Below are 12651 nucleotides of genomic sequence, written 5' to 3'. Positions count from 1 at the left end.
TATTCAACCCATTGGAAGGTAGCCCTCGAGCTTCTTTTGCGAACGGTGTGCTTATTAGTAAAAGACGGACAGTATCCGATATCATCTTTTAAAGAGCCAATACCTATTTTGTATTGGAAAAAAGGTGGTACCGCGAACAAACTCCATTCGTCCTTTTAAGACGAGTGGAGTTTTTTATTTGCTTTAAAAAGTACAAAGGAACACGATTAGGAGGAAATTAGGATGGAAATGAAAGAAATCTCCATGCCGACAAAGTATGATCCAGCAAGTATTGAAAAGGGTCGCTATGATTGGTGGTTAGAAGGCAAATTTTTTGAGGCAAAGCCAGATGAAGGAAAAAAGCCTTATACAATCGTAATCCCGCCTCCAAATGTAACAGGTAAACTGCATTTAGGGCATGCATGGGATACAACATTACAAGATATTTTAACAAGAATGAAAAGAATGCAAGGTTATGATGTATTATGGTTACCTGGAATGGACCATGCCGGTATTGCTACCCAGGCAAAGGTAGAAGAAAAGCTGCGCGCCCAAAATATAAGCAGATATGATCTTGGTCGTGAAAAATTTGTAGAAGAAACATGGAAATGGAAAGAGGAATATGCAAGTCATATTCGTGCCCAATGGTCTAAATTAGGTCTAGGATTAGATTATTCTCGTGAAAGATTCACATTAGATGAAGGGCTATCCAAAGCAGTTCGTGAAGTGTTCGTTTCTTTATATAAGAAAGGGCTTATCTACCGCGGAGAATATATTATCAACTGGGACCCAGCTACCAAAACTGCACTCTCTGATATTGAGGTTATCTATAAGGATGTACAAGGTGCCTTTTATCATATGAAATATCCTTTAGCAGATGGATCTGGATATATTGAAATAGCAACAACTCGTCCAGAAACAATGTTAGGCGATTCAGGTGTTGCTGTTCATCCGAAAGATGAAAGATACCAGCATTTAATTGGTAAAAAAGTAGTTCTTCCGATCGTAGGCAGAGAAATTCCGATTGTTGCGGATGATTATGTGGAAATGGACTTTGGATCAGGCGCTGTTAAAATGACTCCAGCCCATGATCCTAATGATTTTGAAGTTGGAAACCGTCATAATTTAGAAAGAATCTTGGTAATGAACGAAGACGGTACGATGAATGAGCGTGCTGGCAAATATGAAGGAATGGACCGTTTCGAATGTCGTAAGCAAATTGTCAAAGATTTACAGAAAATGGGAGTTTTGTTCAAAATTGAAGAGCATATGCATTCTGTTGGTCATTCTGAGCGAAGTGGTGCAGTAGTAGAGCCGTATCTATCTACGCAATGGTTCGTTAAAATGCAGCCATTGGCTGATAAAGCAATCGCCCTGCAAGATAAAGATGCTGAAAAAGTTAACTTTGTTCCAAATCGCTTTGAAAACACGTATATGCGCTGGATGGAAAATATTCGCGATTGGTGTATTTCTCGTCAGCTTTGGTGGGGGCATCGTATTCCTGCTTGGTATCATAAAGAAACAGGTGAAATTTATGTAAACCATGAAGCACCAGCAGATATAGAAAATTGGACACAGGATACAGACGTATTAGATACATGGTTCAGTTCAGCATTATGGCCATTCTCTACATTAAACTGGCCAAATACAGAGGCAGAAGATTATAAGCGCTATTATCCTACTGCTGCTTTAGTAACTGGATATGATATTATTTTCTTCTGGGTATCTCGCATGATTTTCCAAGGTATTGAGTTTACTGGGGAAAGACCATTTAAAGATGTATTAATTCACGGACTTGTTCGGGATGAACAAGGTCGCAAAATGAGTAAGTCTCTAGGAAATGGTGTCGATCCTATGGATGTAATTGCTAAGTATGGTGCAGACTCCTTACGTTATTTCTTATCAACAGGAAGTTCACCTGGTCAAGATTTACGTTTCAGTATTGAAAAAGTAGAGTCTACTTGGAACTTTGCGAATAAAATTTGGAATGCTTCCCGTTTTGCGTTAATGAACATGGATGGTTTAACGTATGATGAGATTGATTTATCAGGTGAAAAATCAGTTGCGGATAAGTGGATCCTAACGAGATTGAATGAAACTATTGAAACTGTGACACGTCTATCTGACCGCTATGAATTTGGAGAAGTAGGAAGAGTCCTTTATAATTTTATCTGGGATGATTTCTGTGACTGGTATATTGAGATGGCAAAGCTTCCATTATACGGTGATGATGAAGCAGCAAAACTAACAACACGCTCTATTTTAGCGTATGTGCTTGATAATACAATGCGTTTATTACATCCATTTATGCCATTTATCACAGAAGAAATCTGGCAAAACCTTCCGCATGCTGGCGAATCGATTACTGTTGCAGACTGGCCAGAAGTAAATCCGGCATTTACAGATGATAAGGCTGCAAATGATATGAAGCTATTAGTAGAAATCATTCGCTCTATTCGTAATAGCCGTGCAGAAGTCAATACACCAATGAGTAAGAAAATCAGCATTTTATTAAAAGCTAAAGATGAAGAAGTGAAAGCTACCCTTCTTGAAAATAAATCTTTTATTGAGCGTTTCTGCAACCCGGAAACATTAAGTATTGATACAGATATAGCTGTACCGGATAAAGCTATGACGGCTGTAGTAACAGGTGCTGAAATCATTCTTCCTTTAGAAGGTTTAATTAATATGGAAGAAGAAATAGCTCGATTAAATAAAGAGTTAGAGAAATGGAATAAAGAAGTAGAACGTGTTCAAAAGAAATTAAGCAATGAAGGCTTTGTAAAAAAAGCACCAGAAAAAGTAATTAACGAGGAAAAAGCAAAAGAAAAAGATTATTTAGAAAAACGTGCCGCAGTTGAAGCACGTATTAATGAACTAAAAGGTTAATTTCATAGTAGAACGAAGGGTGTCTCCGCTATCAAACCTTTGAGGCACCCTTCTTCTATGGATGAAGCTTTTACTTTTCATAATACTAGCCAAAGTTAATTAGAGAAAATACTGGCAATCATTAATCTTATAAGAGGGTGTAGCAATGTTTCATAATTATGAGGAAGCATTAAATTGGATTCATTCTCGTTTGCGTTTTGGAATAAAGCCTGGGTTAACAAGAATGGAAATGATGATGGAAAAGCTAAATCATCCGGAAAAACAGATAAAGACAGTTCATATAGGTGGAACAAATGGAAAGGGATCTACTGTTACTTATTTAAGAAATATTTTGCAACAAGCAGGATTAACAGTTGGAACCTTTACTTCTCCATACATCGAACAATTTAATGAGAGAATTAGCGTAAACGGAATACCAATTAGCGACGAAGAAATTTTTGCATTAGCAAATAAACTATTACCAATTGTCGAAGAAATGGACCAGATGGAGATTGGTGGACCAACTGAATTTGAAATTATTACAGCGATGTCTTTCTACTATTTTGCTTATATCAATAAAATGGATATTGTCATTTATGAGGTAGGATTAGGTGGTCGTTTTGATTCAACTAATATCATCTCCCCTTTGCTTTCTATTATTACAAGTATAGGATTAGATCATACAGCGATTTTAGGAGACACCTATGAAAAAATCGCCTTTGAAAAAGCTGGCATTATTAAAACAGAAACGCCGATTATTGCAGCAGTGAAACAAAAGGGTGCTCAAAAAGTAATCGTAAATCAGGCAATGGAAAGGAAAGCGCCTATCTATCTATTAGATAAGGACTTTATGATTGATAAATACCATTCAACACCTTCTAGTGAATCATTTGAATTAAAGTCAATGTTTTTTAAATGGGAAGATTTACAGATTACCATGTTTGGTAAGCACCAAGTGGAAAATGCATCACTAGCTGTAATGGGTGCCCATCTATTGCAGGATACATTTGAATCCATAAATGAAGATAGTATTCGAAAGGGATTATACCAATCCAAATGGCCTGGTCGATTGGAAATTCTGTCAGGAAATCCTTTTGTCGTAGTAGATGGGGCGCATAATGAAGAAGGAATCGATGCACTGGTAGATGTATTAGTTAATCGCTATAAAGATAAGAAAAAACATATTATCTTTGCAGCACTTTCTGATAAAAAAACGGACAAAATGATTGCTAAATTGGATCAAGTGGCAACTTCAATTACTTTTGTTACATTTGACTATCCAAGGGCTGCAAGCAGCAAGACATTATATGAAGAAAGTAACCATCCATCGAAGGAGCAGAATAGCGACTGGCAGAAAGCAATTCTCACGCAACTGGAAAAGATTAGAGTAGATGACCTGTTCCTTATAACGGGATCTTTGTACTTTATTTCAGAAGTAAAGGAATTTTGGAGAAACTATCTGAAATAACTATATCGCACAAAAAAATATAGATTATTAGAAAAGAAAAAGGTAGTATATATTTATTAGGTTTAAAATGTGGGAATTTTAAGAATTTGATGCGATTTTTTTGTTTCTATATAAATTAAAAGTTATATAAAAATATAAACTTAACCGACAGATGAAAGGTAGGGGGAGAGAGTGGATGATTAATCCAAGCTACAAAAAAATAATATGGACAGTTTGGACACTCCTTCTACCTTTGGGTTTGTGGTTTTCTTATACCTTGTACCCTCCGCAAATTTATGATAAGGGTTGGGAGTTAGTTGCTTTTTTACTATTTATGACAATTGTCGCTAGTATGCCGATGATTATAAATGGCACCCCTGTGTTTTTTCTGCAATGGGCAACTTTATCTGTTTTCTTAATTTTTGGATTAGTTACGGAAATTATTCTTGTACAAATCTCATTATTAGCGGTGCTCTATCAGGCTAAATTAGATAGGAAGTCGTTATTCCGCTTACCTATGAATTCGATTATGTTTTTCCTTGTTTCCTTTTTTAGTGGGATTATTTACTATAGTTTCGGAGGGGGACATGGATTTGATATTGCCTTAAATTTTAAATCATTTTATTTAATTACTGTATATCTTATTTCCTATCTCTTACTCAATACTTTGGGTATCTTTTTTATTGTTCGCTTTATCTATAAGCGAAAGCAACGGTTTGTCACGAAAGACTTAATTTGGGAAATAATCACAACGATTATCACATATCCGGTAGGTATTGTTTTATATCTCATGTATGAATATATTGGTCTAGCTGCCTTAATCTTAATCGGTGTTCCATTTATATCGTTATCGCTTATATTAAAGCTATATCATTCTAGTCAAACGGCAAATGATTATTTACGAAAAACAGCCGAGATTGGCCATCAACTTTCTCAAAATTTGTATGTAAATGAAACAATCGATTTCTTTATCGAAAAGCTATATGAATTATTTAAAGTTGATTTCGTGTTTATTCATCAAGTTAATACGAATGAAGAATTAGAAATGATATCACGTGTGGAGCAGCAAGAGAAATTACCGCTATTACCTGAAATAATGAAAGAAAATGAGGGGATATGTGGGAAAGTGTTGGCGTCGAAAAAAGCAGAAGTATACCATTCTAAACAGGATTGGCAGAAGGTAAACAAGGGGTATATGCCGGATGGAGTTCAAAGTATACTTTGTATGCCGCTAATTAAAAATAATAAAGTAATTGGTGTTTTATTGCTGGGAAGCAGACAGAAGAAGGCATTTGCAAACATCAAGTTAATGGTTTTGGACCTTTTATGCAGCCAATTTGCCATTGCGCTAGAAAACGCTAAATATTTTGAAACAACAAAGGAAAATAGTGAAAGATGTGCTCTAACGAAGCTATATAACTACCGCTATTTTGATAAAATCTTAAGTGAGCAGTTCACTGAATTGAATGAAAAGAATTTGGACAATCTAGTGCTCATTATGTTGGACATTGACCATTTTAAAGCGATTAATGATCAATATGGTCATCAAGCTGGAAATGAGATTTTAATAGGTTTCGCCAAAAGAATTCAAAATCTTATTGGTGACCACGGATTGGTTGCTAGGTATGGTGGAGAAGAATTTGTCATCCTCTTAAGCAATATAGAGAAGAAAGAAGCATTTGATTTAGCGGAGTTTATCCGCAAGAGGATTGCCTCTAGTCCATTTGTCATTAAACAAAATATCGATGATCGTCACCAAGTGAAAAATGTAAATATTACTGCTTCCCTTGGATTAGCTTATGCGCCAGTAGATGCGGATGAGCCGTTAGCATTGATTCGCCATGCGGATCGTGCATTATATGTGGGTGCTAAACGAGCAGGACGTAATCGTGTCGCGGGTTATGTGAAATAAAATGCTTCTTGCAAAAAGGGTCGAATAACCAGAAAAGTATATTTACCTAACTGTTTGATAGTTGGGTGAATAGTCAATAATTAAAAGCTCTTTGAACTTCTTGGGAGAAGTTCATTTTTTTTTGAGATTTTATCGTAAAGCGATTATTGATCCCCCTTATAAAAAGGCTATACTAGTTCAAAAGTACTTGATATAATGATGGTAATATTGCGTTTATAAAATAAAACTAGTAAAAGAGTTATAAATAGAGGTGCAATTTAATGAGGAGAACGAAATTAGCTAGTAAATTTTTCACCGTGTTATTGATATTAGTATTCATTTTACCTGTACAGACTAATGCATCTACCACTACTCCATCTGTTAGCTTTTCTGTTACCCCATCCCAAAATATTATTGTAAAACCAAGCGGTGGTGTAGCACAAGGAAATTTAGATGTTCGCTTGACACCGGAAGGGAAAGTGACCAGCAGCAATCGTTCTCCTATTGATTTAGCATTTGTATTCGATAAATCAGGATCGATGGACGAGCTTGGTTATAATCCATACAAATTTCAAAGTGCAAAAAATGCAATTACACAGGCTGTTAATTACTTTAGTGAAGATCCAAATGTATATGATAGATTTGCATTTATTCCCTTTTCAACGGATGTAGAAAAAGAAAAAATGGTTTATTTTCCTATTTATGCTTATAATTCAGCTGATAATGTCAGAAATAATTTAAAGACTATTAATAATGTAGCGAATCGCCTTGTTGCAACTGGGGGAACAAATTATACTCAGTCCTTTCAAACAGCGGGATCTATGCTGGCAAGCGGCAATAATAATGCTAATAAATATATTGTATTTTTAACAGATGGCGAACCAACTTCTTCTATGATGGAGGAAACATTTACAGATAAAGTTTGCACAAATTATTATTTCTGGCAATCATGTTCAAATAAGCAGGTTAAGGATACAGTTACGTATACTATTTATACAAATAACACTGCTAGAGCTGTTAGATCCAATGGAACTATCGTTTCAACAAGTTTAAGTTATGTGGAAAAAGCAATAAAATCTCATATCGAAACAGAGGTAAATAATCTTGCCGCCAATAACTATAAACTCTATTCCATTGGTTTTGGAACAAACAAGGATGTAGATATGAGTTATTTGAATAAATTGTCCGAAACAACAGGCGTAACAGCCCAACAAGCATCTGAACAATCTATTGCAAAAATATTTGAGACGATTTCGGAAAAAGTAAATACACCTACTATTTCAGCTACGATAAAAATAAATATTGCGAAGTTTGGTAACAAGGTCAAATTAAGTGATAATGCAAATGTAACAACAGATAGCGTGGGGGATATCATTATTAAGAAAGACATTCTTTTCCCTGTCAATCAAGAGCCATCAGGATCTATTGATATGGCTTTGCCGTTGACTTTTAGTGAAACGGGAACGTATGTATTTGATGATATAACTTTGCAATATAAAGATTTAGACGGAAATAATCAAACTAAGAAAACAAGTGCAACAATCCAAGTAAAAGAGGATGCACCAGCTAGTTTTTCTTCGACCATGATGTTAGAAAAAGAAGTAAATGAACTAAATGATTTAATTAAGACAAGCAATTCATCAGATAAAACGAATCATTTTAATGTCAAATACACGCTGAATCCGATTGGTCTTGTGAATAATACAGTAAGTGGCACGCTATCTAACTTAGTTATCGAACAACCTTTGCCAGATAGTGTATCCATCGTCACCACAGATAGTGTGAAAGAAGTGACAAAGGATGGCAGTCGATATGCCATTATTACTTTACCGAATGAGATTCATTACTCGACTGGAAGCTTTACTCCTTCGACAATTAATAGAACAGTTGAATATAAGATCAATTATGCTGTAAATAATATAAGTATGCCAAGAGCAGACTTATATTTTAAGGATTCTCGTTTCCAGCCTATAAATGCCACAACTATATCTCCGTCTGCACAAACGATGAATATGAAAGTACAATTAAAAGAGTTTACAATGATTAAATATACTGGAGATGCAGCAGGGATAATCGAAAAAAGGGAACAAGAAACAAATAAGAAAGTAGCTAATACCGAATACCCAAATGATTATAATCTTGCTAATAAGCCTGTAAAAGAAATGGTATTTGCGCAAGAATCTGAAAACCAAACCATTGAAATTACCTATTCAGATAACAGTAAAGCATATTTGCACTTTTTACCTGACTTTGAATTAATTGGACAGGATACTAAAAAACGCTATAAGAGTGGTTCCACTTCAACAGAGTTTATTGATACTGTATTAACCCAGAAAGTACCAGGACAAAATGTGACTTATGCTTATAAAATCGATAACGGTTCTGAGAGTACTGGCTGGAAAACATTCAAGCCAGAGGATAATATCAGCATCGAGACATCAGGGGAAAATACGCTATCGATCAAAGCAGCTGGTGGGTTTGCGAATAATACAGAGATAATAAAAACGATTAAAATAGCATGGCCGATAACTTCCATAACAATTGAGCCTAATCCGATAGAAATGAACGTTGATGGTACAAAGAGCTTTACGATAAAAGTCGAGCCGAATCATGCTACGAATAAGACTTTGGATATAGCTGTCGCTAATCCATCTATCTCTAGCTTAATTCCTGGACAAAATACCTTAATAGGAAATGCAGCAGGAATGACAGAATTAATTGTGAAGACGACAGATGGATCCAATCTTGTACAAAGGGTTCCAGTACATGTTATAGAACCCTATGTAAAACTAGAGGATATTTCATTTACGAAGCCAGTTTATACAATCGAACGTAGTGCTGAAACAAATGACAAGCTTATAGCAGTAGATGATCTCTTAATCTTTAACCCTGCTAATGCAACAGATAAAGAGATTGAGCAAGTTCTGTCAAATGCTCCTGATACCGTGGAAGTAATTAAGCAGGATGGTCAATATTATTTGAAAGCAGCGGATGTTGGTTATGCAGAAATAACCGCCATTGCAGAAAAGCAAAAAGATGGTACCCAACCTAAAGATTCTACCCTTTTCAAAGTAGTAAAAGAAAAGGAAGGAAATAATGGCAGTGGAGAAGACAGAGATGGACGCTGGTAAATTGTTTGTACCCTAGCGGAACAAAGACTGGAACACAAGTATCCCACAAATTAAGCCCGAATAATTACAGGGAGGTAAATAGTCTCTCGTGTAATTGTTCGGGCTTTTTGTGATATTTAGGAAAGGTGGTTTGTGATTATCACTATCAGACTGACTACTAATTATTCAATCACAAAGTCATCCGGTATTATTTGTAGTCGATCCACTATAGGAAGTGCATCTATTCCTCTTAATAAAACATCTTGGTCATAATCAACGATAAATCGAGAAAGCATTCCTTCCCTTGAATTTGGGATATCAGAAATGGAAGAGAACTCTCTGTTGGCGCGAATTGCATTTATTTCGAGAGAATCTCTTGCAAAAACGCCACCTTTAATATAGAACAGGGAACCAACACCATATAATTCTGCGTTTTTTTCCGTGTAAAAGAAAGCTTTTAAAGGTTGGATGATTGTCTCCTCCTCTGGAAGATAAGGAAAACCAGTTTCTTTCATTGGATGAAAATGATTAAATTCATTCATCCTTGTAATCGTCAGTTTTTCCTTGGCTAATAAAATCAGTTGTCCCACTTGATTGGCACCTGTTCTGTTATCAATATATGGCAAGCCAAGAATATTAATGTTGGAAACGAAGCTTTCATTTAATGTGTAAACAACAGAGTTAATTTTGACTATATCATTTTCTCCAGACTCTTCTCCTTTTTCATCTCCGTTTATAGTAAATGAATCTAGACTGATCATATTGCTATTTAAAGAAATGGTTGTATTTAAAGGACGGATATGGATAGACTTCCCTGTAAGAATATCTCCGTTGATGCTGATACCGTTATGAGGATTACTTTTATTGTCAGCAGCAGACTCGATATTTAAATCACCTGCAACAAATAGATTTCCTTGTAAATCCATTTCACCATCAAAATTGATTAGATGTAAATCACCCGAAACATAAATATTATCCGCTAACTTTAATTGGTTGTTGCTTACTAAATATAAATCACCGTTAACAACCAAATCTTTGTCGAACGTAATAGGATAATTGCTGCTGTTAATAACGGTATCTCCATTGATGCTTACTTTGTTCTTGAAATCTAATGGATGATTGTCACTCTTAATCTGAAAACTATTGGAGAGTCGTTTGAGAGAATCTCCTAATACAGAAGAAGGTGCTTCTTGTTCTGGGACATTTTCAATCAAGGCAGCACTGTTTGGTTGATCGTTCACCATACTAGCCACTTTGTGCTGAAGAAGACTTGGAAAATTAGCTGTTTCACTTATATCTCCAATAGCTATACTATTCAAATTATCATCTGTTCTTAACATAGTATCCATTCGTTGGATAAAAGTACGGTTGTAATCAATATTAATAAATTGACTATCATGATTTAAAGAAGGTACTTCTCCTTTATAGAAATTCTTGTCTTTCAGCACTGGTAATAAGTTTGCAGAACTACTATAAATATTACCGGTAATAGAAGGGGGAAGAGATGATTTTTCTTGTCTACTCCCATTTTTTAGCTGGTATTTCGCATGATCATTAATTTGAAGCTGATTTGCATAAATATTGCCATTAACATTAGGTGATCCGTTAATAAATAGTCCTTCATCATCCTGTTCAGAATAAGATCCTAGCGCATACTTCAAAAAGCTAGGAAGGGGAGATAAAATTACTCGCTTCTTTAAAGTTCTCGTGATAGCTCCTTCTGTTTCGTTAGGGTTATTGGTTACAAGAATAATTTCTAGCACTCTGGTGAAATCCAATCCTCGATCAATCGAATAAGTGCTATCCGAATCGTAAGTATTTTTAGAGCACGCTTTATGAGAGGGAATCTCTACTTTAGTAGCAGCGCTTAAATCCACTACACTAAGACAACTAATCGCTTCATTATACGGTTGATTTGCTAAAATTTTATTTAATGTTGGCATAATAACATTGGATGCAAGCTGTGTATCAAAAGAATCACTCACGATATATTGGTTATCGATCTGCTTATAATCTAACGGTAAGGATTGTAAGGCATTAGCCATTTCGTACGTTATTTCTTCGAGTACTTTTTTGCTCTCGTACGTAATACTGATATCTGATTCTCTCGTCTCTACCCTTTTTGTACTGCTTATACTAGATGCTACAATTGCAAGACCTATTGTGGTGAAAACTAATGAAATTAATAATACGGTAATTAGGGCGTTCCCTTTTTGATTCCAATTGAACATAAATGGTATTCTCCTTAAAAGCCAAATTGACTTTCTAAAGTTAAAGGTCGATTTAATCGTGCTTGATCAATGACAAAAGTGATATAGATTAACCCATGAAGGCAACGATTTTTATCTTCTTGGGCCGTTTTACTACAGGACAACCTTATTTTAGAACCAGTAAAATCCCCGCTCCCCTCTAGAATTTGATTATTGATCGAAACAGCAGTAATCGTTTCGCTTTTAAGCTGCTGATCAACAAATTCAATACTTCTTACTTTTGCATTCTCTGATGTTATTTTTTCTTTCTCATAAGTATAAAAAGAAGAATTCTCTTTAGTATTCTTTTCAAATACAGTCTTTTCTGTATCATAGAAGCTGATTTTCGAATCACCTTCTATCGTCACATAGTCATAAGGGATACTGTTAAACGAGTTCATCATCATAGAAATGGCATAATCTGCATCGTCGCGGATTTGTCCTTCTATCTGAATTTTATTATATAAAGATAACCCAGACTGAAAGACACCATAGATGACCGGCAAAACGATCGCAAGAATAGTGATTGTTGCCAATAGTTCATATAGTGTTATCCCTTTTTCATCGAAGATCCTCACTTTTGATGGCTCCCTCCATGGAAGTATTGTACTCTTTTTTGTTTACATTCCATGTAACAGTTACCGTTAAAGGAATGAAAAAATTGCTGTAATTTTTATCTAAAACAGGCTTAATGGTTACATGATAATCAATATTATTAATTTTAATAGGTGTACAGGAAGCTTGATTATCTTTGTTCCAGATTACTTTATACTCATTATTGCAGATGAACAGCTCACCTGTTGCTTCCTTATTATGGTCTATTCTATTTTTTATGCTGATAAAGGAGTCTTCTTGGGTAGTTTGTTCCATGTATGTCAAAGCATTTCTAGCAACATTTATACCAGCAGTTTTTTTCTGATTAAGATTTGTATAGGAATAAGCCTGAGTAAAAAAGTTCATTATACCTAAAATGATTATACTAAGGATAGTAAGAGACAATAAGACCTCTATTAACGTCAATCCTTTGGAACTAGATATCAGCTTTGAAATTTTCATATTTTTTACCTACTTTCAAAAATACTAATCTTATTATACAATACTAAATAG

General features: G+C 35.1%; 7 protein-coding genes and 1 other annotated feature (1 of these 8 only partly in view). Of the genes, 4 read left to right on the top strand and 3 right to left on the bottom strand.

Going from position 1 to position 12651, the window contains the following annotated elements; translation table 11 throughout:
* Nucleotides 1–158 (top strand) — a binding site (T-box leader) (it extends 72 nt beyond the left edge of the window).
* A gap of 64 nt (nucleotides 159–222) precedes the next feature.
* From C2I06_RS10975 to C2I06_RS10960, 4 genes are all read left to right on the top strand, one after another.
* Nucleotides 223–2868 carry a valine--tRNA ligase gene (locus tag C2I06_RS10975; RefSeq protein ID WP_123258055.1) on the top strand — a complete coding sequence of 882 codons (2646 nt, stop codon included), beginning with the start codon at nucleotides 223–225 and terminating at the stop codon, nucleotides 2866–2868.
* A gap of 145 nt (nucleotides 2869–3013) precedes the next feature.
* Nucleotides 3014–4315 (top strand): bifunctional folylpolyglutamate synthase/dihydrofolate synthase, encoded by a 1302-nt coding sequence (locus C2I06_RS10970; RefSeq protein WP_123258054.1) that lies wholly within the window; start codon nucleotides 3014–3016, stop codon nucleotides 4313–4315.
* Between the two features lie 175 nt (nucleotides 4316–4490).
* Nucleotides 4491–6206: a sensor domain-containing diguanylate cyclase gene (locus C2I06_RS10965; RefSeq protein WP_235850300.1), complete on the top strand. Its 1716-nt coding sequence runs from the start codon at nucleotides 4491–4493 to the stop codon at nucleotides 6204–6206.
* Nucleotides 6207–6466: 260 nt separating this feature from the next.
* Nucleotides 6467–9316, top strand: a complete 2850-nt coding sequence (locus C2I06_RS10960) for a vWA domain-containing protein (protein ID WP_095331553.1) — start codon at nucleotides 6467–6469, stop codon at nucleotides 9314–9316.
* A gap of 161 nt (nucleotides 9317–9477) precedes the next feature.
* Here the strand turns inward: C2I06_RS10960 and C2I06_RS10955 are convergent, their stop codons facing one another.
* Genes C2I06_RS10955 through C2I06_RS10945 form a run of 3 tightly spaced genes read right to left on the bottom strand, consistent with a single transcriptional unit; the run spans nucleotide 9478 to nucleotide 12600 of the window.
* On the bottom strand, nucleotides 9478–11526 hold the full coding sequence (locus tag C2I06_RS10955; protein ID WP_095331554.1) for a hypothetical protein: 2049 nt from the start codon (nucleotides 11524–11526) through the stop codon (nucleotides 9478–9480).
* A 14-nt stretch (nucleotides 11527–11540) separates the two neighbouring features.
* The gene (locus C2I06_RS10950; RefSeq protein WP_123258053.1) at nucleotides 11541–12122 is read right to left on the bottom strand and encodes a type II secretion system protein; all 582 of its coding nucleotides are present in this window, start codon (nucleotides 12120–12122) and stop codon (nucleotides 11541–11543) included.
* Entirely contained in the window at nucleotides 12106–12600 is a 495-nt protein-coding gene (locus C2I06_RS10945; protein ID WP_095331557.1) for a type IV pilus modification PilV family protein, read from the bottom strand. Before C2I06_RS10945 ends, C2I06_RS10950 begins: the two co-directional genes overlap by 17 nt.
* Nucleotides 12601–12651 lie beyond the last annotated feature (51 nt).

The organism is Niallia circulans, assembly GCF_003726095.1.
GTDB classification, from domain to species: Bacteria; Bacillota; Bacilli; order Bacillales; family Cytobacillaceae; genus Niallia; species Niallia circulans_A.
Note: the sequence above shows the minus strand (reverse complement) of the source record. Positions and strands in the feature narration are given on the sequence as shown.